The 24923-nt window shown below is 37.0% G+C and carries 24 protein-coding genes; 12 read left to right on the top strand and 12 right to left on the bottom strand.

Annotation, left to right across the window (positions count from 1 at the left end):
• Positions 1-138: 138 nt before the first annotated feature.
• Together IPP61_13820 and IPP61_13815 are read left to right on the top strand one after the other, a co-directional pair.
• Positions 139-1284 carry a DNA polymerase III subunit gamma/tau gene (locus IPP61_13820; protein MBL0326236.1) on the top strand — a complete coding sequence of 382 codons (1146 nt, stop codon included), beginning with the start codon at positions 139-141 and terminating at the stop codon, positions 1282-1284.
• A gap of 116 nt (positions 1285-1400) precedes the next feature.
• On the top strand, positions 1401-1847 hold the full coding sequence (locus IPP61_13815) for a hypothetical protein (GenBank protein MBL0326235.1): 447 nt from the start codon (positions 1401-1403) through the stop codon (positions 1845-1847).
• Between the two features lie 12 nt (positions 1848-1859).
• On the opposite strand, the gene IPP61_13810 is transcribed toward IPP61_13815, so the two are convergent.
• The gene (locus IPP61_13810) at positions 1860-2573 is read right to left on the bottom strand and encodes a TIGR00730 family Rossman fold protein (GenBank protein MBL0326234.1); all 714 of its coding nucleotides are present in this window, start codon (positions 2571-2573) and stop codon (positions 1860-1862) included.
• Between the two features lie 67 nt (positions 2574-2640).
• Between IPP61_13810 and rpiB the strand changes: the two genes are divergently transcribed.
• The 8 genes from rpiB (at position 2641) to ade (ending at position 9854) form a co-directional block, all read left to right on the top strand.
• Positions 2641-3075, top strand: coding sequence for a ribose 5-phosphate isomerase B (rpiB, locus tag IPP61_13805; protein MBL0326233.1), 435 nt, complete (start codon positions 2641-2643; stop codon positions 3073-3075).
• A 168-nt stretch (positions 3076-3243) separates the two neighbouring features.
• Positions 3244-3792: a T9SS type A sorting domain-containing protein gene (locus IPP61_13800; protein MBL0326232.1), complete on the top strand. Its 549-nt coding sequence runs from the start codon at positions 3244-3246 to the stop codon at positions 3790-3792.
• A gap of 65 nt (positions 3793-3857) precedes the next feature.
• Positions 3858-4745 carry an outer membrane protein assembly factor BamD gene (bamD, locus tag IPP61_13795; protein ID MBL0326231.1) on the top strand — a complete coding sequence of 296 codons (888 nt, stop codon included), beginning with the start codon at positions 3858-3860 and terminating at the stop codon, positions 4743-4745.
• A 79-nt stretch (positions 4746-4824) separates the two neighbouring features.
• Positions 4825-5136, top strand: a complete 312-nt coding sequence (locus tag IPP61_13790; GenBank protein ID MBL0326230.1) for a DNA-directed RNA polymerase subunit omega — start codon at positions 4825-4827, stop codon at positions 5134-5136.
• Between the two features lie 213 nt (positions 5137-5349).
• Positions 5350-6288, top strand: a complete 939-nt coding sequence (locus tag IPP61_13785; GenBank protein MBL0326229.1) for a helix-hairpin-helix domain-containing protein — start codon at positions 5350-5352, stop codon at positions 6286-6288.
• Entirely contained in the window at positions 6289-7653 is a 1365-nt protein-coding gene (locus IPP61_13780) for a vanadium-dependent haloperoxidase (GenBank protein MBL0326228.1), read from the top strand.
• Between the two features lie 46 nt (positions 7654-7699).
• The gene (locus tag IPP61_13775) at positions 7700-8089 is read left to right on the top strand and encodes a RidA family protein (protein ID MBL0326227.1); all 390 of its coding nucleotides are present in this window, start codon (positions 7700-7702) and stop codon (positions 8087-8089) included.
• Between the two features lie 127 nt (positions 8090-8216).
• The gene (ade, locus tag IPP61_13770; GenBank protein ID MBL0326226.1) at positions 8217-9854 is read left to right on the top strand and encodes an adenine deaminase; all 1638 of its coding nucleotides are present in this window, start codon (positions 8217-8219) and stop codon (positions 9852-9854) included.
• A 101-nt stretch (positions 9855-9955) separates the two neighbouring features.
• Here the strand turns inward: ade and IPP61_13765 are convergent, their stop codons facing one another.
• From IPP61_13765 to IPP61_13740, 6 genes are all read right to left on the bottom strand, one after another.
• Positions 9956-12322 (bottom strand): M1 family metallopeptidase, encoded by a 2367-nt coding sequence (locus tag IPP61_13765; GenBank protein ID MBL0326225.1) that lies wholly within the window; start codon positions 12320-12322, stop codon positions 9956-9958.
• A gap of 54 nt (positions 12323-12376) precedes the next feature.
• Positions 12377-12970 carry a HupE/UreJ family protein gene (locus IPP61_13760; protein ID MBL0326224.1) on the bottom strand — a complete coding sequence of 198 codons (594 nt, stop codon included), beginning with the start codon at positions 12968-12970 and terminating at the stop codon, positions 12377-12379.
• Between the two features lie 4 nt (positions 12971-12974).
• A complete protein-coding gene (chrA, locus tag IPP61_13755; GenBank protein MBL0326223.1) occupies positions 12975-14153 on the bottom strand; it encodes a chromate efflux transporter in 1179 nt (392 codons plus the stop codon).
• 46 nt (positions 14154-14199) lie between these two features.
• The gene (locus IPP61_13750; GenBank protein ID MBL0326222.1) at positions 14200-14883 is read right to left on the bottom strand and encodes a superoxide dismutase; all 684 of its coding nucleotides are present in this window, start codon (positions 14881-14883) and stop codon (positions 14200-14202) included.
• 113 nt (positions 14884-14996) lie between these two features.
• A complete protein-coding gene (gene recR / locus IPP61_13745; GenBank protein MBL0326221.1) occupies positions 14997-15599 on the bottom strand; it encodes a recombination protein RecR in 603 nt (200 codons plus the stop codon).
• A gap of 12 nt (positions 15600-15611) precedes the next feature.
• Positions 15612-15905 (bottom strand): ATP-dependent Clp protease adaptor ClpS, encoded by a 294-nt coding sequence (locus tag IPP61_13740; GenBank protein ID MBL0326220.1) that lies wholly within the window; start codon positions 15903-15905, stop codon positions 15612-15614.
• 224 nt (positions 15906-16129) lie between these two features.
• Here IPP61_13740 and IPP61_13735 point away from each other — a divergent pair, with 224 nt between their 5' ends.
• Together IPP61_13735 and IPP61_13730 are read left to right on the top strand one after the other, a co-directional pair.
• Positions 16130-17623 carry a sodium:solute symporter gene (locus IPP61_13735; protein MBL0326219.1) on the top strand — a complete coding sequence of 498 codons (1494 nt, stop codon included), beginning with the start codon at positions 16130-16132 and terminating at the stop codon, positions 17621-17623.
• A gap of 111 nt (positions 17624-17734) precedes the next feature.
• Positions 17735-17962 (top strand): DUF433 domain-containing protein, encoded by a 228-nt coding sequence (locus IPP61_13730; protein MBL0326218.1) that lies wholly within the window; start codon positions 17735-17737, stop codon positions 17960-17962.
• Positions 17963-18010: 48 nt separating this feature from the next.
• On the opposite strand, the gene IPP61_13725 is transcribed toward IPP61_13730, so the two are convergent.
• The 5 genes from IPP61_13725 to IPP61_13705 all read right to left on the bottom strand — a co-directional run bounded on the left by IPP61_13725 (position 18011) and on the right by IPP61_13705 (position 24843).
• Positions 18011-18310, bottom strand: a complete 300-nt coding sequence (locus IPP61_13725) for a type II toxin-antitoxin system RelE/ParE family toxin (GenBank protein MBL0326217.1) — start codon at positions 18308-18310, stop codon at positions 18011-18013.
• Positions 18292-18528: a hypothetical protein gene (locus IPP61_13720; GenBank protein MBL0326216.1), complete on the bottom strand. Its 237-nt coding sequence runs from the start codon at positions 18526-18528 to the stop codon at positions 18292-18294. The genes IPP61_13725 and IPP61_13720 overlap by 19 nt, the downstream gene beginning before the upstream one ends.
• 154 nt (positions 18529-18682) lie before the next feature.
• Positions 18683-20527, bottom strand: a complete 1845-nt coding sequence (locus IPP61_13715) for a DEAD/DEAH box helicase (GenBank protein MBL0326215.1) — start codon at positions 20525-20527, stop codon at positions 18683-18685.
• Between the two features lie 304 nt (positions 20528-20831).
• A complete protein-coding gene (locus tag IPP61_13710; GenBank protein ID MBL0326214.1) occupies positions 20832-22355 on the bottom strand; it encodes a phospholipase D family protein in 1524 nt (507 codons plus the stop codon).
• Between the two features lies 1 nt (position 22356).
• A complete protein-coding gene (locus IPP61_13705) occupies positions 22357-24843 on the bottom strand; it encodes a zinc carboxypeptidase (protein ID MBL0326213.1) in 2487 nt (828 codons plus the stop codon).
• Positions 24844-24923 lie beyond the last annotated feature (80 nt).

Genomic DNA, 24923 nt, shown 5'->3' with positions numbered 1-24923 from the left:
TTCAGGGATTTTTTTTCGAAAAAAGAACATGATATTCAGCAAATAATTTCATCAAAAACAAGACATTTTTTTGCCAAAAAAACTAGCTAAAAGCAAATATTTTCTGAGCAATTAGGTTTTCTTTCCTATATTTGCCACATGGAAAATTTTGTCGTATCTGCCCGAAAATACCGCCCGATTACTTTCGATTCGGTTGTAGGTCAGTCGCATATTACCACCACCCTACGCAACGCCATAAAAACCAATCAATTAGCCCAGGCATTTCTTTTTACAGGACCCCGTGGGGTAGGTAAAACCACTTGTGCCCGTATTTTGGCAAAAACCATTAACTGCCAGAACGTAAACGAACACATTGAGCCGTGTAACCAGTGTGCTTCCTGCAAAAATTTTGACCAGAATGCATCGTTTAATATACATGAACTTGACGCCGCATCCAACAACTCTGTGGAGGACATCAGAAATCTGATTGATCAGGTAAGGTTCCCGCCTCAGGACGGTAAATACAAAGTATATATCATTGACGAGGTACACATGCTTTCACAGGCTGCATTTAATGCATTCCTGAAAACACTGGAAGAGCCACCTTCGTATGCTATTTTTATTTTAGCTACCACCGAAAAACATAAGATTCTGCCAACGATTCTCAGTAGATGTCAGATCTTTGATTTTAATAGAATTCAAAATAAAGATATATCGGGTCATCTGGCAGGCATAGCTCAAAAAGAAGAAATAGAATTTGAGGAAGAAGCACTCGAACTAATTGCACAAAAGGCCGACGGAGGACTGAGAGATGCCCTCTCGATGTTTGACCTTAACGTCACTTTTTCGACAGATAGAAAACTAAGCTATAAAAACGTTCTCGAAAACCTCCACGTCCTTGATTACGACTATTATCTAAAAATGCTGGATGCTCTCAGCGAAGGCAATATTACAGATGTACTTTTAATCTTGAATGAAATCATTGCCAAGGGCTTTGATACGCATCAGTTTATTGTTGGGCTCAACGAGCATTTCCGCAATATTCTGGTTTGTAAAAACCCTGCCACCATTGATATTCTTGAGATTTCTGAAAATATCAAACAAAAATATCTGTCTCAGGCTCAGAAAGTTAGCACCAGTTTCCTACTTTCAGCATTAAGTGTGGGCAGCCAGATAGACATCAACTATAAAGCTTCCAAAAACCAACGTTTACATGTAGAAATCGGGCTTTTGAAGCTTTCCCAAATCAACGCCGTATTAAATATGGGGGGTCTTCAGGATACTGAGGGCAAAAAAAAAAAGTAGTTGAAGAAAGTTCTGAACCTCCGGTACAAGTAAATCCGGTAAGTCAGCCAGCCCAGAATCAAACTCTTCCAAATCTAACGCCATCGGTTTCCACTGAAAATCTGATCAGAAAACCGATGAAATCTTTACGCTCTGTAAAAGCATTGGAAGAGGCCGTCAACACAGCCAAGGAGTCAAGCAGTGGTCTTGAAGTTCAAATAACAGACAATAAAGAATTTACTTTCGGGATGGCAAAGGGAGTTTTGATGGAACTCGCCCGCCAGCGAACCTCGCCCAACGAAAGCCGTGTACTCGAATCAGATTTTGAACTGGAGGGTACACTCATGACCTTCAAACTTCCCAATACGATTTTGAAGGATATTTTCTACGAAATCAGGTCGGATGTTTTGGAACTGCTAAAAAGAAAGCTTCATAATGGCACTATTCAGATAGAAGCAATAATCACGGCAGAAGAGACTAAAATGAAGCCTCGTACTGAGCAGGAGAAGTTTGAAAATATGGCCGAAAAAAATCCAAACCTCTGGAAACTAAAAGAATCCCTTGATTTGGATTTAATGTTCTGAAAACCGGAATTTTTAGAAATTGGGCTGCAACATATATTTACTGTAAAAGTCTTCAATCACTTTAGCAGCTTCCTCTGCAGTATCAACTACTTTTATCAGGTTTAAATCATCCGGTTTAATATTTCCTTCGGCAATCATCGTACTTTTTACCCAATCAATCAGACCTGCCCAATATTCTGTTCCAACCATAACAATCGGAAAACGACCGATTTTCTTGGTCTGAATCAAAGTCAAAGCTTCAAATAGCTCATCCAATGTCCCGAATCCACCGGGCAACACCACAAACCCCTGAGAATATTTTATAAAACATACTTTTCTGGCAAAAAAGTAATCGAAATTTATACTCTTGTCATTATCCACATAGTCGTTAGGAACTTGCTCAAAAGGCAAAACTATATTCAGACCAATCGACTTACCCCTTTTTTCTTTGGCACCTTTATTTCCTGCTTCCATTATGCCCGGGCCACCTCCTGTAATTACCCCATATCCTTTTTCTACTAATTTAGCGGCAATTTCTTCGGCCATTGTATAATATTTTGTACCGGGTTTGGTTCTTGCCGACCCAAATATGGACACACTTGGACCAATTTTAGCCAATTTCTCATAACCTTGTACAAACTCAGCCATGGCTTTAAAGATTTGCCATGAATCCTGACTTTGAATTTCGTTCCATGTGCGTTCCAGGAAAGCTTCTTTAATCTTAACTTCTTCTATTATTTCTTCCATTTTTTGATTTGTTGTTATCTCTACAAGATATTTAAAACGTATATTTGCAATTTAAAGTTTAACAAAAATGTCATTAAAAATTGCTATTGGAGGCGACCACGCCGGTTTCGAATATAAGAAAAAAATTCTAAACTGGCTTCAAAGTCAGAATTTCCAAACCTCCGATTTTGGCCCATATACTGCTGATTCAATGGATTATCCCGACACGGTTCATCCACTGGCTTCCGCTGTCGAAAACAAAGAATTTGATTTCGGAATACTTATTTGTGGCAGCGGAAATGGTGTTTGTATCACTGCCAATAAGCATCAGGGTATCAGGGCCGGATTAGTATGGAACAATAATGTGGCCAAACTGATCAGGCAACACAACGACGCCAACATTATGTGTTTGCCAGCCCGATTTATTGATGATGAGGAGGCTTTATTATATGTTAAAACTTTTATTGAGACGGAGTTTGAAGGTGGACGACACGCCACAAGAGTAGGAAAAATACCCTGCTGATTAATCAAATAAGGTATAATTTTTGCTGAGAATAATAATAATAGAGTTTTTTTTATTCTCAAGGCAACCTTTTAACAAAAAATAACGTCTAATATTGTAGAAAGCGAAAAATATTTTATTATTTTTGTAAAAGTCTGATTATAAGCAAAATTTATACTTGAATTAACGATGCGAATTTTTACTCATATAGTTACAGGAGCAATTGCAGTCTTTTTGACTGTATCTGTGGCATTGGGTCAAAAAACAGCAGGCCAATCAAGACTTTCAATTGGAAAAGATCCAAAAAAGACTAACGCTAATTCTAATCTTTTAGGAAAAAACAGCCTACCCAAATCTTTGACTTTCAATTCCAAAACGAATTATACCCAATATTACCGTGATTTGCTGATTGTTAATAAAAGCAAACAACAAGACCCCAAAAGTACTTTGTCAAGTGCTGCAGAAAGTAATGTTGAAAAAAATAAAATTTCAAACGTGTATCCCAATCCGGCAGATTCATATACTACGTTGGACTATGTAATTGATGGAGACTACAATAGTGCAAGTTTATCGTTTTATAACCTGCTAGGTAAACCCGTGGCTGACTTTGATTTGACAAAATCATCTGAGAAAATCAGAATCAATACTTCTGGTTGGGAATCAGGATTTTATATGTACCAATTAATTGTAAATGGTAAAAAAATAGCCACAAAAAAACTTCTTGTCAGACACAATTAATATTACTCTTCAATATTTTTAATTTTCCTCCGTTCTAATTGCTGTGGATTTTGTACATTTGTAACATGAATTTTAAGAAAAAAAGTCTTTTCGCTCTGTTGATATTGGTTGGCTTCCTGCAGATTTCCTGCAACAAAAAGTTTAATCAACTCATGAAAAAGGGCACTCTTGATGAAAAATATAAAGCTGCGATAACGTATTACGAAAACGCACAATATTATAAAGCTGGTCTGATACTGGAAGAGATATCGCCACTCCTGAAAGGTGATAGTACTGCTGAAAAGGCACAGTTCTATAATGCTTACTGCAATTATTATCAGGGTCAATTTCAAATGAGTAGCTATGCATTTAAGTCATTTTATGCTACTTACAACAACAGTCCTTTTGCAGAAGAAGCATTTTATATGTATGCCTATTCCATGTTTAAAGATTCACCACCCTCAAACCTGGATCAAACCAATACCCTGACAGCAATTGATGCCCTACAGACATTTATCAATACCTATCCAGAAAGCAAATATGCTGATAAATGCACAAAAGATCTTAATGACCTCAGATATCGTCTGGAAATGAAGGCTTATGAAAAAGCCAAATTGTATTATAAAACTCGCCAACCTTCATTTAGTGGTTTAGCCAATTACAAAGCCACAGTGGTTAGTGTTAGTAATTTTGTTAAAGATTTTCCGGATTCAAAATTCACTGAGGAACTTCAATATATACAGGTGATTTCTCAGCAGGAATTAGCCGATGTGAGCTTATATACCAAACAAAAAGAAAGGTATAATGAAGCCATTACTTTTTATGAAAAATTTGTTGACAAATTTCCAAAAAGCAAATACTTAAAGGATTTAGAAAAAGTACATGATCGGGCTATGAAAGGTTTGGAACAAGTTGCAAAAACAGAAAAATTGATAGAAGAAGCAAAAATTGCCGCAGAGAAAGAGAAATCTTAAGCAAATTGTGCTATTTTTCAATAATTTAGATTATTTTTGCAGTCCGATTTTAAATTTAATAAAATAAAAATATAAAAAGATGGCTATTAATTCATCGATAGTTACGAGAGATACGGATGTTTTGGCATTAAAAACCGGAAATATTTACGAATCGGTTTTTGTGGTTTCAAAAAGAGCTCAACAAATTGCAATCAAAACCAAAGAAGAATTGACTCAAAAATTGAGCGAATTTGCCTCAAGTGTTGATAATCTGGAAGAGATTTTTGAAAACAGAGAACAAATTGAAATTTCTAAATTTTACGAAAGACAACCAAAGCCTACTTCTACCGCCCTTGAAGAATTCCTTGGTGATCAATTAGTTGTAACCTATAGAGAACAAGAAGGTTTATAAAAATTCTGAAAAAATTAGTTTAAAGCCGCCTGTATAAGGTGGCTTTTTTTTTTAAAAATTCATCCCAAACCTGTCCATATTTTTAAAATTATAAGTAATAAAATATACTATTGCTTTTTTTAAATTGTAAAATGTATTTTTTTTAATGCATTAGCACAAAATTTCATTAACCTTCATTATTTTAGTGAAGTTTTTTTTAGCTCTAAATCTGATATGAAACGAATAATTAACATCCTGAGAGAACAACTTGATTTCTCCATCGAAGAAGCCAAAGGGGCAATTCTAGCTACAATCGTTATTTTTATTTCCATTTTAGCTTATTATTTATTCTCTAATTTGAGTTTCAATAAAAACTCTACCATTGTAATTAAGGAATACGGGCATACTGAAATACCCGAATTCAAAAACAAGGAATATGATTATCAAAATAAAAATTACGATTATGATAAGCAAAAATTCGCTTCTAAAGGTGTGAAATTTTCATTTGACCCAAATACAGCCACTGAAGCCGACTTTAAAAAAATGGGCTTTCCGATGTATGTAGCTAAAACCATATTTAAATATCGTCAGAAAGGCGGTAAGTTTAAATTCAAGGAGGATTTAAAAAAAATATACATTCTAAAACCCGAGATTTATGAGGAGTTCCAACCGTTTATTCTTTTACCAGAAAAAAATAGCTTCACCGCAAAAGACCCCGATGAAAATCTGAATATAAAAATTGAAAGCCCGGTGGAAGCTCCAAAATGGACAAAAAAAGCAACAATTTCGACAAAATTTGATATCAATTCCGCCGACACAACCCAACTGATGCAAGTAAGAGGAATTGGTAAGGTATTTGCAAACAGGATAATAAAATACCGGGATCTGTTGGGAGGATTCAATAATCTGAGTCAGATTTCTGAAACATATGGAATTGCACCGGAAGCTGTTGACGAATTAAAAAAAATGGCTTTTATTAATTCGGGAGTCAAAAAAATATCAATTAATAAAGTAGATAAAATAAGGCATCCATATTTGAATTATAATCAGGGGAAAGTAATTCTTGAATACAGAAAGCAACACGGTGATTTTAAAAATATTAATGATCTGAGGTCAATTAAAATTCTCGACGAGAATACATTGAACAAAATCGAACCATATCTGACATTTTAAATGAAGAAATTATTATTGTTTGGAATCACTTTAAGCTTTTTGATTTCCTGTACCAAAGACAAGGAAGGATTGGAAATTATTAAACCTACCGAAAAAGTGGTTAGCTCTGAAATTACAAACAGATGGGCCGAAAAGCTTCTGAGATTTGTACGATATCAGCCCTTAAATAGCCCGACTTATATCAGCAGAGCAATGGGGTATATGGGTTTAACACTATATGAAACGGTAGTCAATGGGAGCATAATTTATCAATCAATAGCTCCTGAATTAAATGGGCTAGGTGATTTACCTAAACCAACAGGTGAAATTGACTGGGAAACTGCTCTTAATGAAGGCCAATACTATATGGTGTTCAGAATGTGGCAACATTCTCAGAATAATTACAAACTTCCGATTGATTCATTATATAATGATATTCTTATTCAAAGAACCTTGGTTGTTAAAGACACCGCCATTTTAAACAGGTCGAAAAGATACGGGACATCCGTTGCTGAAAAAATTTACAATTGGTCAATAACCGATGGTGGAAATCTGGGGTATTTAAATAATTTTGATTTCAAATACAAAATCCCTCAGGGCTTACAGTATTGGACACCGCCTTCCAACGGTCAATCTTCTATTTTGGCTCCAATGGCCCCGACATGGGGAAAAAACAGACCTATGGTGGCATTAAATGGCAGTATTCCTATTCCTCAAATCTTGGACTACAGTACGGATAAAAATTCCAAATATTTTGCTGAGTTCAAGGAGGTTTACGATATGAATGTCAATCTTACCAAAGAACAAAAAGAACTGGCTCTCTGGTGGGGCGACGACCCCTCAGAATCTGCGGCACCGGCTGGTCACTCGTATAATCTGGCAAGACAATTGGTACAACTTAAGAAGCTTAATCTTTTTGAAGCAGCTAGTGTTTACGCAAAGGTTGGACTTTCGGTGGCCGACGCATTTGTTTGTTGCTGGAAAGTAAAATACACATACCATTCGGTTAGACCAACTCCATATATATTGAGAAACATCAAAATGCCTTATGAACAATTTTGGCCAGAGCCTCCTTTTCCGGCTTTTCCTTCGGGTCATTCGTCACAGGGAGCCGCAACAGCAACGGCATTGATTTCGGTTTTCGGAAATGATGTAAGTTTTACTGACAACACCCACGTTCCAAAAATCAAAGATTACTTGAGAAATGTAGATTATAAGGCCCGCAGTTTCACTACAATATGGCAAACAGCCGAAGAATGTGGAATTTCCAGGCTCTATGGAGGTATTCATACTCGTCAGGATAATGTTGCTGGTCTTGATTTAGGCAAAAAAGTTGGAGAAAATATTACTAATCTTCATTGGAAGAAAACAACCGCTTCAATGTAAAATTGGGTATATTTCTCTATTTTTGTAAAAAACCAAAAAAACTAGGATGAAAAGAATAAACATCACTTCAGGTGCGAAATGGGAAGATATTGTTGGTTATAGCAGAGCAGTGAAAATAGGAAATATTATAGAAATAAGTGGGACTGTTGCAACCGACAATAGCGGTGAATTGATTGGAGAAGGTGATGAATACCTGCAGACTAAGTTCATCCTGATGAAATTCGAAAATACTTTGAGTCAATTGGGTGCCAGAATGGAGGATGTGGTAAGAACCAGAATTTACTGTACTAATATAAAAAATTGGGAAAAAATCGGAAAAGCACACGGAGAGGTTTTTAGAGAGATTAAACCTGTAACCTCGATGGTAGAAGTTTCAAAATTAATAGATGAGAAATACCTGGTGGAGATTGAAGCCAGCGTAATAATAAATAAATAATATTTTAATCGATTTATACGCTTCTTCGGGTTACTGAAGAAGCATTTTTATTTAAAAAAATCTTGCAAAAGATATTAAATTAATGATTTGTAAAACAAATTTCTGAAATTTGTAAAAAACAAAAGGTATGAAAAAATATTCCGGGAATATCATAAATATATTTGACAACACGATTTTTTTTGGAGAAATAACAGTTTTTGAAGGTCGAATTTTTAATATCGAAAAGTTAGGGCCCGAAAAACAGGAAGAAGCCTACTATTTACCCGGATTTGTAGATTCACATGTTCATATCGAAAGCTCAATGTTGGTACCGTCTCAATTTGCCCGCATGGCTGTTGTTCACGGCACTGTGGGTACTGTATCAGATCCTCATGAAATCGCTAATGTCCTTGGCGTAAAAGGAGTTGATTTTATGATTGAAAAGGGCAAAAAGGTTCCTTTTAAATTTTGTTTCGGTGCTCCTTCATGTGTACCTGCTACTGATTTTGAGAGTGCAGGTGCTACCATAAATTCTAAAGAAATTGAGGGCCTGCTAATTAAACCTGAAATTGGTTATCTAGCCGAAATGATGAATTTCCCGGGAGTTTTATCTGGAAATGACGAAGTGTTGGCGAAAATAGCTTTGGCAAAAAAATATAATAAGCCAATTGACGGTCATGCACCAGCTTTAAGAGGTGATGCTTCCCAACAATACTTTTCCCATGGCATCAGTACTGACCATGAATGTTTTACGCTCGAAGAAGCCGAAGAAAAGTTAAAGCTTGGCGTTAAAATTTTAATCAGAGAAGGCAGTGCAGCCAAAAACTTTGAGGCACTGATACCATTGGCTGAGCAATACTCGGCTCAAATGATGTTTTGCTCAGACGACAAGCACCCTGACGATCTCGAAGCGGGACATATTAATTTACTGATTAAAAGAGCAGTAGCTAAAGGACTTGATTTATTTAAAGCACTGCGAATGGCTTCTTTAAATCCTGTCAGGCATTATGACTTACCCATTGGATTATTGAGAGAAGGCGAAACTGCCGACTTTGTAAAAATAAATAACCCGCAAGATTTCGAAATTCTTGAAACCTATATTGATGGTAATTTGGTTGCTGAAAAAGGTGAAACATTGATTGAAGATATTCAGGTTAATCCGGTAAATAATTTTTCGGCAAGAAGAATTTCTGCTGCAGATATGAAAATAAAATACCCTGCAGATTATCATGGAATCAATGTAATCAAAGTCAATGATGGTCAGTTGGTTACTGATAAATTATTCTTTTCAAAAGACGAAACAGAGGCAGAATGTTTTTTTGATGATAATGATGTATTGAAGCTAGTTGTTTTAAACAGATATAAGGAGACCCCTCCAGCGGTTGCGTTTATAAAAGGTTTTGGACTTACAGATGGTGCAATAGCCTCTTCGGTGGCCCATGATTCACACAATATTATCGCTGTAGGTGTTGAAGATGAATCTATTTCTGATGCAATAAATCTGATAATCAGAGAAAAAGGTGGAATTTCTGCTGTTTCTGATATCAAAATGGGAGTTTTACCTCTTCCAGTCGCCGGATTGATGAGTAATAAAAATGGTTATGAGGTTTCAAGAGATTATACTCAGATAGATAATTTCGTTAAAGATAAATTGGGAAGCACACTTAAATCGCCATTTATGAGCCTTTCATTTATGGCATTGTTGGTGATCCCCTCTCTAAAATTATCTGACAAAGGACTTTTTGATTGCGATACATTTGGATTTACTGATGTAGTTGTGAAGTGAGATAATAACTTATTTATAAAAATTATCTTCATAAAATTCATTTTACAAAACAAAGCCCGAAGTTTCCTCCGGGCTTAACGCTTTCATTTTATTTTCATTACTTAATTCTTACCACTTGCTCCGACAGCACCTGAAGCAGTATTTTGGCGGGCTTCCTGCATAGGATTGCTACCCTGAGGCCTCATACTTTGTTGTTTCATAAGCTGGAACTTGGTAGGTTTTTCGGGTTCTTTTGGAAAAACATTGTCAGTTGGATCCACATCAGGCAATTCAAAGTAAGGATCAAGTTTAAATTTCGCAACTTTTTTATCTGTCACAATAGTTTTCTTGATTTCCTTATTATTTAGCCTCCATATTTCAACCGGGAACCTGAAATCCTGGGTAGTACCATCTTCAAACTGAGCTTGAACCAAAACCGGCATTACCAACCCACCCTTGTTTTTTAATTTCAGCACATAATATTGCTTTTTGTTTTTGATAAGCTCCCTATCTTCCGCCGAAAGCGATTCAAGATATTTTTGATATTGACCCTTGTCTTTATCGGTAACAGCATTTTTGTCATATCGATTATAAAAATCTTTCATTGTACTATCGGCCTCTACCACTGATTTTTTGATATCAGTTTTATCCCGGATATAGCTCATGGTCTGTTTTTTGGTGTTTTCTTCGGTACGGGCTGCAGCTTTTTTTACCTCAGGGTTCTGATCGTCTAACTCCATCCATTCCACTTCAGCAATTGCCTGGTCCAGGTTATCGACTCCGTAAAACCATCCTTTCCAAAACCAGTCCAAATCCACACCGGAAGCATCCTCCATGGTACGGAAAAAATCAGCCGGAGTTGGACTTTTAAAAGCCCACCTTCTTGAATATTCTTTAAAAGCATAATCAAAAAGCTCTCTTCCCATGATGGTTTCTCTGAGCATATTAAGTCCGGTAGCCGGTTTTGAGTAGGCATTTGGACCGAAAGTTCCAGGCAAAATATTGTCACTGGAAGTCATTATTGCATTTTGCTTGTCTGCATCTAATTTCATGTAAGGAACAATGTGCTGAGGCTCAATTCCATCGGCAGGAAAATCACGATCCCATTCACGGCATACAATCCCCTCAAGAAAGCTATTGAGGCCTTCATCCATCCATGACCACTGTCTTTCGTCACTATTAACAATCATTGGGAAAAAATTATGCCCAACTTCATGGATAATCACCAAAATCAGGAAGTTCTTGATATCTTCAGAATAAGTGCCATCAGGTAGTGGTCTGGCACCGTTAAAGCTCATCATAGGGTATTCCATCCCTCCTACCGGGCCATGAACTGAATACGCAACCGGATATGGATATGAAAATGTTCTTTTCGAATATTGCGTAAGTGTATGTGCAACCAAACGGGTGGAATACTGTCCCCAAAGTGGGTTTCCTTCTTTTGGATATAAAGACATAGCCCATACTTTTTTTCCTTCGACTTCAACTTTCATGGCATCCCAAATGAATTTACGCGAAGCGGCAAAAGCAAAATCTCTTACATTTTTTGCAGCAAAAACCCATGTTTTTTTACCTGTTGGTTTCCCTTTCTCTGCCAGTTCGGCTTCTTGTTGATTTACAATCACAACCGGAGTTGTGGAAGTTTCTGCCTGAAGCATTCTGGCCTGTTGTGCAGCTGATAACACTTCTTTGGCATTCTGCAATTCCCCGGTTGCCCCTACTACCATATCATTGGGCACAGTCACCGCTACTTTATAATCACCAAAAACAAGGGTGAATTCGCCCTGGCCTAAAAACTGTTTGTGCTGCCAACCGTTTACATCATCGTAAGCACACATACGAGGAAACCATTGTGCCATTTCGTACAGATAGTTACCATCTTTTTCAAAATACTCATATCCGCTTCTAGCTCTGGTAGCATTGGCATCTACAATGTTAAAACTCCAATCAACATTAAATACGAAGTTTTGACCTTTTGGCAATGCCATGGGTAGATCAATTCGCATCATAGTGCCATTGATTGTATATTTTAAAGCCTTTCCGGCTTTGTCGGTCACTTTCAAAATCTTAAAACCATAGTCTTTATCTGTCACATCATTTAAACCTTTCAATGTTCCTGACGATGCCCCTCTTTCATGACTGATTGAAGTCTGACGGGTGAGTTTAGCATCTGATTTATCACTGAAATGATTTTGATCCAGTTGCAGCCATAAATAAGTCAAAACATCAGGAGATTGGTTTAAATAGGTGATTTTTTCTGAGGCTGAAATATGCTGTTTATCATCGTCTAATTCAACTTTTATGTCATAATCGGCTTTTTGCTGCCAATATTCTTTACCTGGAGCACCACTGGCAGTGCGGTAAGTATTGGGTGTGGGTAGTGCCTGACCCATTTGTTCAAAAAGAGTATTGGCATTGTAAGGGTTTGATGTTGGCATCTGTGCAAAGGCCGATACGCTCAACATCATAAAAATTAATAGTTTTTTCATAAAAAAATAAAATTTAGAATAGTATATATATTTGACTGTCAATGAAATACTAAATCAAAATACCCATTTATCGATGAGTAAAGTCATGGTCACTCCCGCTACAAATCCGGAAGTAACAAGATTAATATCTTTTCTTTTGAAATTAAATAGATTGTAAAAAATATAAGATAATAGCATGAAAATAATGACAATAATTATCTGTCCGACTTCGAGCCCAATATTAAACGACAAAAGAGGGACAATAATATCAGATTCAGCACCTAAAAGACTCTTTAGATAATTACTAAAACCTAAACCATGTATGAGCCCAAAAAAGCCGGTCAATAAATATCTGGAAATTGGCGTAGGGAATTTTTTAAGTGAGTTTTCCGGTAAATTCTGAAATAAATTAGAAATGGCGGTAAACATTATGGTAACCGGTATCAGAAACTCAATAATCTTGGAATCAATATTTACAAGTTTTAAAACTGCCAGAGCTAGGGTAATGGAATGACCAATCGTAAAAAAAGTGACAATATAGAGCAATTGTTTCCAGTCACTGATCAAATAAACCGCACAAAGTGCAACTATAAAAAGGATGTGATCATATCCACCCAGATCAGTGATATGCTTAAATCCAAGGTTAAAATAGGTAAGAAAATCTGACATAATATTAAAATATAGCTCCTAGTATCAAACCGCCAAGTATCAAAAGGTATCCGGGAATTTTTCCTGAATATAATATTGCAAAAGTTAAGATTACTGTAATAATACTCACCCAATCATAAATCATAGGTTGAAATAATGATGTACCTGCCGCTAAAGTCAATCCGGTACTTGAGGCGTTAATTCCTTCTAATGATGCCCTCACACCTCTGAACTGCTTCAATTGATTCCAGAATTTCACCACAAAAAATATCATCAGAATACCCGGCAAAAATATTCCCACCGAGGCAACCACTGAACCCAGAATCTGACCACTGATTCCCCACGAACGCATGGACAAGGAGCCCACATATGAAGCAATAGAAAAAGTAGGTCCGGGAATCATCTCGGCAATAGCAATCCCCGACAAGAATTCATCCCGACTTAAATACTTTTTAAATTCTACAAACTCATTGAATAACAATGGCTTAAGTATATGACCACCACCAAAGGCAATACTTCCATTTCGATAAAAATTTTCAAAAAGCCTGACAGGTAATGACTTGGTTATGGCACCCACTGCCACCAAAGCAACCAGGATAGCTGCCCACAATATCAAATTACCCCATTTCACCTTTACAGGCTTTTTCTCCATCTTTTTTTGTTTGTGATATTTAGAAGAAGAAACAAGGCCTCCAATCAAAATCATAGCTGGTGCCAGGTAAGGTGATCTGAATATTATGCCTGCTGCGGTGGAAAAAGCCATCAGCCAAAAAGCAGTTTTTGTGGTGATCACTTTTCGACCAATTTGAAAAGCAGCAAAAAAAATGAAAGCTACTCCCATTGGTTTTAGGAACTGACTGATTCTGATCAAAGTACCTTTTTCAAAAAAAGAAATTCCCAATGCAGTAACCGCCATGAAAACCGTGGCAGGCAATATCCAGATGAGCAATGTGAAATAAGCTAGTGTTGCTCCTCCCAATTTATACCCAATGGCCGTAATCACCTGGGTTGAGGTAGGGCCAGGTAATAACTGACAAAGCGACTGCATCTCAAGCAGCTCAGCTTCAGAAACATATCTGTGTTTGTTGACTAATTTCTCTAAAAAAAGGGCCAAATGAGCCTGTGGGCCGCCAAAACTTGTGATTGACAGCACAAAAACATCTTTAAGAAAAATCAGATATCTAATTTTTTTGGTTTCCAAAATATAATTAGATCCAGGTTAATGGTTATCGGGTAATATAAAAAAAATCTTATTTCAACAATTGTTCTACTTCCTGCCAGTTGACAAGATTCCAGAAAGCTTTCACATAATCGGCTCTTTTGTTCTGATATTTAAGGTAATATGCATGCTCCCATACATCGATGCCTAAAACAGGTTTACCCTTAATTTCGGCAATATCCATCAAAGGGTTATCCTGATTTGGAGTACTGCAAACTTTCAGTTTTCCATCCTGAACAATCAACCATGCCCAACCTGAGCCAAATCTTGAAGTTGCAGCAGCATTAAAATCAGCTTGCATCTTATCCAGACTTCCAAAATCTTTGTTGATCAGAGAAAGTAAATTCTCAGAGGGTTGTTGTTTTTTGGGTGAAAGTATTTTCCAGAAAAACGAATGATTCCAGTGTCCTCCGCCGTTGTTTCTTACAGCGGTGGGATATTTACTAATATTTTTGATGATCTCCTCTAAAGAAAGGCTTTCAGCCGGGGTACCGGTAATGGCTTTATTAAGATTAGTAACATAAGCCTGATGATGACGGGAATGATGAATCTCCATGGTCAAGGCATCAAAATGTGGTTCCAAAGCATAGTAAGCATAAGGCAATGCCGGCAAACTAAAGGGTTCTGCAAAAATCCCGGGAGCGTTTTTTGCCCAACTGATTTTTGACACCAAAACTCCTGAAAATAATGTTCCTAAAAAGCTTTTCCTGTTCATATCAATTATTAAAGTTTACAATTTAGTATTAAAACCAAAATATATCAATAGTAATTCTGAAAAAACAAGAAAATAAATGTCAGACAGGAAACTAAAACTGTTTTTTGAATAAATCAAAATTCAATTCTGCTCAAAATGCTCCTTCCAAGGGTGATTTCATCGGTATATTCCAGGTCTCCACCAATTGGTATTCCACGGGCTATAGTACTGATTTTCAAGGTAAACTCTTTAAGTTTCTTTTTTATATAAAATGCAGTGGTATCGCCCTCCATAGTGGGGCTGAGGGCTATTATGATTTCTTTTATAGCCGGATTATTTTTTATCCTTTCTACCAGAGAATCAATATTGAGATCAGAAGGTCCAATGCCCTGAATGGGGGAAATTACACCTCCTAAAACATGATATTTGCCTTGATATTGAGAAGTATTTTCAATAGCAAGTACGTCTTTGGTATCTTGTACGATGGCTAAAATCGAATCATCACGTTTGATAGAATCACAAATTCTGCAAATCTCAGAATCAGAAATATTATGGCAAACGCTGCAAAAAGTGGTCTTTTCTACCAAATCATTAATTGCCATTGTAAGATTATGAGTAACCATTTTATCGGATTTCAGTAAATGCAAAGCGAGCCTTAAAGCCGACTTTTTACCGATTCCGGGCAGTCTCGAAATCTCATTTACAGCATCTTCAACCAGTTTGGAAGGATAATTCAATTCTTTGGTATTTTATCTTAATAATATTTCAGCCGAAATCCCTCTCTCACAAATAGCATCTCTTATGGGTTTCAAGTCATCAAAATCGCCATTTTTTACAGAACATTTGCCTTTAAAATGAATTATGAGCGTGCATTGTTCGGCTTGTTCAAATGAATGCCCACACACTTCAATTAATGTATCAATCACATGATCAAATGTATTCACTTCATCATTAAACACCACAATAGCGTATAATTTTACAGCTTCAACATCAACTTCTACTTCTTCTTTGATTTCAATTTCTACTTCGGGAGCAAACTTCATCTGTATTTTGAAACTATTAATTTTTACAAATTTAAATCAATTAAGTCTTTTTCTAATTAACAATTATCACAATTATTGGATTGCCAAGCGATTTTCTGTGTATTTGGATTTATCTTTTATTAAAAATCTGAATCATAATTATGAAATTGAATTCGTTAAAAATTTTAAAAATGTAAAAATTAAATCAGATATTTGCCAACGACAATTATATAAAAAACAAAAAAATGACCCCAATTCTAGCCCTAAGTATTTTGAGTATATATTTTATTGTTTTGATAGCAATTTCAATAAAAACATCAAAAGGAGCAGATACCAATACATTTTTCACTGCCAATAAACAATCTGCCTGGTACCTCGTTGCCTTTGCCATGATAGGTACTTCCATTTCGGGTGTTACATTTATTTCGGTACCGGGAGCAGTTGGGGTAAGAGGTTTTTCTTACTTTCAGATGGTGCTGGGGTATATTTTAGGTTATATTTTTATTGGAAAAGTCCTGATGCCACTTTACTACAGACTCAATCTGGTGTCAATTTACAGTTATCTCGACAACCGTCTGGGATTTTGGTCATATAAAACCGGCTCTGCATTTTTCTTACTTTCCAGAACACTAGGCTCGGCAGTGAGACTATATATTGCGGCTCAGGTACTTCAGCTGGCCATTTACAACAGTCTAGGAGTGCCTTTTGAAGTAAGTGTGGCCATTACGATTGCCTTGATTTGGGTTTATACTTTTAAAGGCGGCATAAAAACCATTATTATAACCGATACCCTTCAAACCACTTTTTTGATTTCGGCTGTGGCTCTTACGGTTTATTTGATTTCTAGTCAGCTCAATCTTAGTTTTATGGGGGCAGTTACCGAAATTCAAAACAGCGAATACTCTCAGGTATTTTTCTTTGGTGATGGTTGGGGCGATTTCAAAAATTTCTTTAAGCAGTTTATTTCAGGAGCTCTTATCACGTTGGTAATGACCGGCTTAGACCAGGATTTGATGCAAAAAAACCTAACCTGCAAAAACCTCGGTGAGGCTCAGAAAAACATGTTTTGGTTTACTATTTCGCTGGTATTTGTTAATATTCTTTTCTTGAGCCTTGGAGCACTTTTATATATTTATGCCAACCAAAAAGGCATAACAATTCCTGCAAAAACCGATGAACTGTATCCTATGATGGCCCTTGAAATATTTGGAAATGGAGGAATGGGAACCATTGGAGTTTTGGTTGCTGTCATGTTTTTGATAGGAATCACGGCGGCTACTTATGCCAGTTCTGATTCTGCACTCACAGCTTTGACCACTTCTTTTTGCATTGATTTCATGAATGTGGAGTCAAAACCCGAAAAACAAAGAGCCAAAATCAAACATTATGTACACATCATGTTTTCGGTGATTTTCTATGTGGTCATTATCATTTTCAGTTATCTCAACAATAAGGATGTAATCTCGGCAATATTCCAAATCGCCAGTTATACCTATGGGCCGCTTCTGGGTTTATTTGTGTTTGGGTTATATACCAAGAAAAACCTGGGCAGTTTTGACCGGTTTGTGCCTTATGTTTGTATCCTCGCTCCTGCCCTTACATATATTACAGTCGGTATAATCGAACGGAACTTCGGCTATAAATTTGTCAACGAAAACCTGATAATCAACGGATTCTTTACTTTTGCCGGCCTGTACGTTTTGGCTTTGATGAATAAGGAAGAAAGTTCAGTTAAATGAAAGTTTTTTAAAATTTATTCTGTTGGATTAATTAATCATTTTTCAAATATTTGCAATGAAATGCTTATTTTCAGAAAGAAATTAACAATTTAGTTTTCAAATGGAATAATAATGAATACAGGTAGAATTACTTTTGACCCTTTAGTTATGGGCGGAAAACCATGTATCAGAGGCATGAGAGTAACCGTTGGGACAATAGTCGGACTCTTTGCATCTGGTCATTCTTTTCATGAAATATTAAATACCAATACATATCTGGAAGAAAAAGTTTTGAAACAAGCTTTGGCATACGCTGCCAGGCGGGCAGAAGAAATTGACATTCCTGCTTTGGCCTCATGAAAATTTTAATTGATATGAATTTATCGCCCAAATGGGTGATTTTTTGTTTTAAAATATCTTTAGCATTTCAGGATTTCTTCTGGAATCCCATAGACTTAAAACCACAATTTCTTCAGAAGTGATTTGATAAATTAAGAAATAGTCTTTAACTAATTTTATTCTTATAGATTCTATTTCAGATTTCCTGCCCAAAAAAGGGTTAAAGGATAACATTCTAAGCGTTTCAATAATTTTTTTATTTAGCTTAATACTGTAGGTTGCTGATTTATTTCTAATTATCCAATATTCTAGAATTTCCTTTCGTTCAAACTGAGCCTTTTGGGTCCAAACTATTTTCCTTGGAGCCATAGATTTATTTCTTGATTAGCTTCTATGTCAGTTAATGTTTTTTTTTCGTCATATTCTTTTTGAGCTTCAGCTATTCTTATTTTTTGGTCAACCGAAAAAATAAAATCCGTTGAATCCATCTCAAAATCTATTAACCTTTGAATTTCTTCCATAACATCCATTTTGTCTAAATTGGAGATTTTTGTAATAAGATCTGTTCGAAGTTCTTTAACGCTCATAGTTTTAAAATGAAACTAAACAAAATTAAAAAATTATTTTGTCATTCAAATTTATCGAAACACTTTATTATTAAATTAATCATGATTTGGAATATCTAAATTAGAAAAATGGCCTCCAGAACACCTGAAGGCCATTTTTATATTTATCTAAAACTTATTTCGCCACTTCGATATTGGCTTCACGAGCGTTGATAGTTTTGCCACGCATACCTTCAATCACTTTGCTTACGTCTCTTTGAGGCACTTCTACAAAGCTGAATTTGTCGTACATGTCAATCTGACCAATAACTCTTCCCGGAATTTTAGCTTCGGAAGCTATAGCACCCACAATATGATTAGGAGCAACGTTGTCTTTACGACCCAGATTGATAAATAATCTTACCATTCCCGGATCTCCCGAACCCATACCTCCGCCACTACGACGGGCACCGCTTCTTTCTTCGCCGCCTTCAAATCTTCTGCTTCCACCATCAAAACGATTACCACCTTCAGAACGGCTACCGCCTTCAAAACGACTTCCACCTTCAAATCCTCTGCCACCTTCGGGTCTGCTGCTTCCTTCAAAGCGGCCACCTTTTCTGGCTCTTTCTCCACCAAAAGTTCTTTCTGAAGGCATCCTGTCTCTGCTACTGCCAAATTTAACATCTCTGCCACGTCTTTCGCCAGGTTTGTTGTCAGACAGTTCGTCATCTCTGAACTCAGAGCGGCGTTGTTTGCCCAACTGCATACGCATCAGAGCGGTCATAATCGAATAGGTAGAAACTCCTTCCGTTTTCATTTCGTCAATCAATGACTCAAACTGCTGATTGCCCTCTTCTTTTACATTGGCAAGGATTTTCTCCTTAAACTTCTTGTTACGGGCTTCTTCAAGGTCAGTTTGCATTGGTATTTTTCCTTCAGGAATAGCCACCTTGGTATAATTTTCAAGGTCACGCATACGCATACGGTCACGACGGGTAATCAACAAAAACGCTTTTCCTTGTTTTCCGGCACGGCCAGTACGACCAATACGGTGTACATAGTATTCCAAATCCATCGGTAAGTCATAATTGATAACGGCATCTACACCGCTCACGTCAATACCACGTGCAGCCACGTCGGTAGCCACCAATATTTTTGTGTTTCCGTAACGGAATTTGTTCATTACCTGATTTCTGGCTGCCTGACGCATGTCGCCATGTAGTCCTTCGGCCAGATATCCGTTGGCTTGCAGTTCTTCTACTACTTCGTCCACTTTGGATTTCGTGTTACAGAAAACTAACAATAATTGCAGATCAAATACATCTATCAATCTGATCATTACCTCATATTTGGCTTCTTTTTTCACCAAATAAAAGCTTTGCTCGATATTGTCATTTGTAATCTCTTTGCGGGTTACTTTGATTATCTCAGGATCTTTCTGGAATTTTTTAGTGATATTCAAAATCTCTTTTGACATAGTAGCCGAGAAAAGTACTGTTTGTCTCTCCTCTGGTGCATGCGAAAGTATTTCTTCGATATCCTCTCTGAAACCCATGTTTAGCATTTCGTCGGCTTCATCAAGAACTACCATCGAAATATGGTCGAGTTTTAATGTCTTTTTCTCGATATGGTCTTTGATACGACCAGGAGTACCCACCACAATCTGAGTACCTCTTTTTAGGTTTTGGAACTGACGCTCATACGATTCACCACCGAAAATAGCCGTAACCAAAAGTCCTTTTTTATGTTTTGCTAAAAGTGTGATTTGCTCTTTAACCTGAAGTGCCAGCTCACGGGTTGGACACATGATAATCACCTGCGTTTCACGTCTTTCGGCATCAACATGCTCTATGGCCGGAATACCGAAGGCGGCTGTCTTTCCTGTGCCTGTTTGTGCCTGCCCAATTACGTCCTTACCGGTCATTATAACCGGAATAGCGGCTGCCTGAATGGGCGTAGTGTCAGTAAAGCCCAGATCATCCACTGCTTGAAGGATATAATCCGACAAGGGCAATTCATTAAATTTTAATGTTTGCATAATAAAATAATTGCCGTCTTCGCCAACGGCCAAATTTGTAAAATTTTAAAAAGATTCAGGCGATTGCGACACGCCTATACGTGAACACCACGGATTGTATCCGTTGCCTGCTCTGAAGTGAAAACCGGATTGGTTTAAATTTACCTTTTGCCAAATGCAGAGTCCCGAACGGATAGTTCGATTAAAAACGATGCAAAGGTAAGGAGAAAAAGATTAGATTCTTTAGAATGTTAAAAACAAATTTAAATTCTCTTATTTCCTATTAAAAAAATACAAATCATAAAGCCAAAATTCGAATATTCTTTTACAAAATACTCTTCGGCACCACTCTTCTGGTCTTTACTTTTATCCTTTTTGACAAGTCAACCAGGTGATCGGGGTTAAATTTTGAGGTCGTGTGCCAGGAATTTTCAGGTAAAAAGTCAGTTTCAAAATTTTGTTTTACGCCTTGGGCAATAGTTTTGTCAGAAATCACAACGAAACATTCGGTATTAAGATTGGCACTTCTTGGATCCAGATTGAAAGTACCAATTACACTAATATTATCATCAATCACCATACTTTTGGCATGAAGACCGAAAACAGGCGTAAAATTTACTTTTTTCTGATAAGCTCCGGTCATCATTTTGAAGCGTTCATTGGCATCAGGCCTGAATTCGAAAATTTGAACACCCGTGGCCAACAATTCTTTTCTATCCCGCTGATAACCACTGAATGCCTCCAGATTATCAGTTGAGGCCAAAGAGTTGGTAAGAATCCTTACCTTCACCCCTCTTTTCACGGCATCTGCAAAGACTTTCTTGCCGATTTGGGTAGTGATCAGATAGGGAGTCTGTATATCTACACTTTTTTGGGCACTATTTATTAATTCAATTAATGCTTTTGTTGTGTTTCCACCTCCTCCCAGCCCTTTTTTGGCTTTATTTTTTCCCGGAAAATCAGAAACAAACTGTACATCATTGACCCAAACCAGAGTCGAATCTCTTATGATTTTATCAAAACTACCCTGAAAATTATCGAGCTGAATTCTAACTTGTGGCCAAAAATTCTCAGGATTACAGGCATATTGATGCAGTTTTTCAAATATTCCGGGTTTGTAATCTACTTTTTTATCAGTTATCTCAGAAACTGCGACACTATTTTTACTTTCCCAAAAATCAATAAAAGAATGCTGCATTTCGGCCACTTCCTTCCCTATCAATAATACATCACGGTCACGGAAATTGTATTCATGGTCATAATCAAAATATTCATCAGCTATGTTTCTGCCTCCGGTAATTCCCACTTTGCCATCGACAATGAAAGTTTTGTTGTGCATTCTGAGATTGGCGTCTTTGAAATCAAGGGCAAATTTCCCAAGTTTTTTTATGATGTTTTTACCCAAATTCACTCCCGGATTATAGACTTTTATCTCGATATTAGGGTGAGAGTCCATTGTCAAGATGTCTTCCAGCTCTGAATCAACCATCATGTCATCGACTAATAAACGTACTTTTACACCTCTGTCAGCTGCTCGAACCAGGTAGTCGCAGGCAATCAGGCCCACATTGTCGGTGGAAAAAATAAAATATTGGATATCTATGCTCTTTTGGGCATTTTGAGTAAACCAAGCCCTGGTTATCAAAGAACCGCCTCCATCCTCGAGGACGTGAACGGCAGTTTTTGATTGTAGATTTTCCGAAAATTTATCAAAATACTCAGAAAGACCTTTGTGACTTTTTACATGGATTTTTGCACAAAAATCTTCCTGAGCTTCCTGATTCTTCTTTTGTTTTGAACAAGAAAAAAGTAAAAATAAAACTGATATGGAAATCGTAGCAAATTTCATTTTACCTCACCATAAATGCTGCATTGGCCATCAGTTGTTTTCCACCATACCAAAACGCCCTGAAAATCGGGCTTTCATTGAGATAAACGATTTTACCCTTTCCTGAGTCCTGAACGGCAAAAACCGGGACATCTTTCATTTTGGAATTGGTTTTTGCACCTGCAAAACCACTGACACGCTCCTGTAATTTTCCTACATTCCAGCCATCTTTCAGATAATCGTAAGCAATTACATTTTTTATCATTACATAAGTATCTGAATCATAACCATATGCGAGCGGGTGACTGGAATCAAGACCTACTTTATAAATGGCTCCCGGAATCTGATCCGAAATAGCATCCCGTTCTCTGTTTCCATATTTCAGGTCTTTGGTTGAAGATGTGTCTCCTGCTTTGGCTTTTAAATCAAAACCTTCTTTTCCTGCAAAAGAAGAGACCGCACTTTCCATCAAAATCAGTCTGCCTCCATCACTAACCCAACGGCTGATTTCTTTTGTATCTTTAAAAACATTATTATAGCGACCAGAAGGCAAAACCAAAACATCGAATTTCCACAAATCGACACTTCCAATATAGCTTCCGTCAATTATAGTAACGGGATAGTCGAGCTGTTTGTCAAAGAAATGCCAAACGTCACCAGCCGCAGTTGCACTTACACCGGAGCCCATCAAAACTGCCACATCCGGGGCTTTTACTATATCAATCGAATTGGCTCCCAGGTCAGGCCCACTCTCAGATAATCCTGAATAAACAGGAACCAAATCAATACCCATCTTCTCAGCTAATTGCACAGGAATGCTTTCAAAATCAGCTTTTTCGTTACCTTTTCTGGTTATTATAAAAGTTCCTTCTTTAAAAGACTTTCCGGCTGCTTTAAAAGGCACTTCATTGGTTCTTACTTTAATTTTATTCTTAAGTAAAGCTGCCAGATATTTTGATTCTTCAAACGATTTGTAATCGACCAGAAATGCATAAACCTTTCCAATGTTTTGTATTTTTGAAGCACTCTTGCTGTCAGATTTTGTATTCCCCGAAACCTTACCAGAAATAGCATAAGCCTGAATATCAAATACATAAGGCAGAGCCCAAGCAGTAATATCGTAGGTATTGGAGTCCTCAAGCATGGTTTTTGGTTCAAACAGAATTTTAGCAAAAACTCCTTTGGGTTGGTAAGAACTCACTATCAAATCATTTTCTTCAATCGCAAAAGCCTCTTCTTTTTGATTCTGATAATTAAAACCATTGGAAACACTCTTTTTATTGGCAAACTCATATTTGATTTCCATTTTATCAAGCTGCTGGGTAAGTGCTTGAATTCTCCCTTCATTTCCTGCTGATTTCAGGATATATGATTTATATTTCCCGAAACCTTTTTGGGTAGTTTCATTGAAAAACTTATTAAATTCTTTAACTGTATTTTCAGCTTTATCTGACAATGCCTCTAAAGTACCCATACTGGTCGCAAAAGAATGGTCAATCCGGTCTTTTAAAGTTAAAACGTCTCCATCATTACGCTTAAATGCAAGGCCTGCAGGACCACCGCCCGCTTGCTCGAAAGTCATACCAATGGCTCCGTTATAAGAAGGATAAGTATCACCGTAACTAGGATATAGCAAATCATAATTCTCTTTGGTATAATATAACCATCCGTTTTCATCAAAACGCTTTTTGTTGTATTCACCCAGCAAAGTTTGAAAATCGCGTTGATAGGCCGTCAAATCTTCATGGAAAGGTTTGGCAGAGGGTGGAAAATAATAGTGCGTATTAGGGCCCATTTCGTGGAAGTCGGCATGAAGATGCGGCATCCAACTGTTATAAAATTTAACTCTTTGAGAAGTCTCAAGCTGAGTTTGCCAGGCCACATCACGGTTCATATCAAAAAGATAATGATTGAATCGTCCTCCCGGCCAGGGTTCATGGTGTTCAATGGCTGCTGATTTCAGGTTAGGATTGGAGCCAATATAACGGTTGTACCATTGCGAATATCGATCAAATCCATCCGGATTTACGCAGGGATCAATCAAAACGAGTGTATTTCCAAATATTTTTTTCCCTATTTCTGAATCTTCTCTTGCAAGTTCATAAATTACAGTAACAGAGGTTTCGGCATTATTGGCTTCATTTCCGTGAACATTATAAGAAAAATAGGCGATTGCTGGAATCTGAGAATTACCTCCGCCTGGTTTCAAACCGATGTTTTGAAGATTTGCCTCTCTAATTTTTTCCAAATCAGAAATATTTTTTTCAGAACCAATCGCAATAACCATCAACGGACGGCCTTCTGATGTGGTTCCATACTGAATAAGGCGGGTATTTTGCTTTCTGCTGTTGGCAACATATTTTACATAATCAACCAACTGATTATGAAAATGAAACCTGCTGCCCATCGGATGTCCAAAGAATTGTTCGGGTGATTGGAGGCTTTGAGAAAACGATAAAAAGGGAATTAATACAATGAGGGTTAAGAGTTTATTGATTTTTTTAAGCATACATAGTTTGGTTTGAAATCAAATATAATCCATAAAAATCATACTGGCAAAATATGATTTTATGAAAAAACAGAAGGTGA

Source organism: Cytophagaceae bacterium, assembly GCA_016722655.1.
Taxonomy (GTDB): Bacteria; Bacteroidota; Bacteroidia; order Cytophagales; family Spirosomataceae; genus Leadbetterella.
Note: the sequence above shows the minus strand (reverse complement) of the source record. Positions and strands in the feature narration are given on the sequence as shown.